Source organism: Mesorhizobium sp. M7A.F.Ca.CA.004.12.1.1, from assembly GCF_003997835.1.
Classification (GTDB): Bacteria; Pseudomonadota; Alphaproteobacteria; order Rhizobiales; family Rhizobiaceae; genus Mesorhizobium.
On sequence record NZ_RZRK01001404.1, the window covers coordinates 1 to 691 of the forward strand.

The 691-nt window shown below is 67.6% G+C and carries 1 protein-coding gene; it reads right to left on the reverse strand.

What is annotated here, in order from left to right; translation table 11 throughout:
- Positions 1-171: 171 nt before the first annotated feature.
- Positions 172-691, reverse strand: a 520-nt coding sequence (locus tag EN984_RS36700; protein ID WP_164766022.1) for an FAD-binding oxidoreductase, incomplete at its 5' end; no start/stop codon positions are given.

Sequence of the window (691 nt, forward strand, 5' to 3'; positions counted from 1 at the left end):
GCGCCGTGGCGCCGAGCTGCTCGGCTTCGTCGCGAATGAGGGCGTGGGCAAAACGCTCGCCGGGCCCATAAGCCGCGCGGGTTACGCCCGGTGGGTCGGCCGTGGCTTGCGCAAGCCTCTCCAGCAGATGCCCGGCCAGCCTGCCGCCGCCAGTCAGCGCGGCACTGCTCATCAAGCAACCTGCCTGGCTTGAGGATCGACGCCGCGCAGCCGGTGTGGCGTGAGATCGTCCATCGAAACGCCCTGCCTAGCGACATCGTCCGGAAAACCCTTGCCGGCGATCAGACTGGCACAGACGCGCGACAGCGCCGGTGAGGTCTTGATGCCGTAACCGCCCTGCCCGACCAGCCAGATAAAGTCTGGAACCTCATCATCCGGCCCGACCACCGGCGATCCGTCGGCGACGAAGGTCCGCAAGCCCGCCCAGGAGCGCGACACGCGCTGCACCTCGATCGTGGTCACCCTTTCGAGACGCTCGGCGCCGATGGCGACGTCGATGTCCTCGGCATAAGCATCCATCGGCACCGACGGCGTCGCATCGGCCGGCGAGACGAACAGCTGCCCGGCATCCGGCTTGAAATAGAATTCGGCGCCGACATCGTTGACCAGCGGCCAGTCCGATATGTCGACCCCTGCGGGCGATGGAATGTTGAAGGCGGTGCGGCGTTTCGGCTGCAGGCCGACCGGGCGC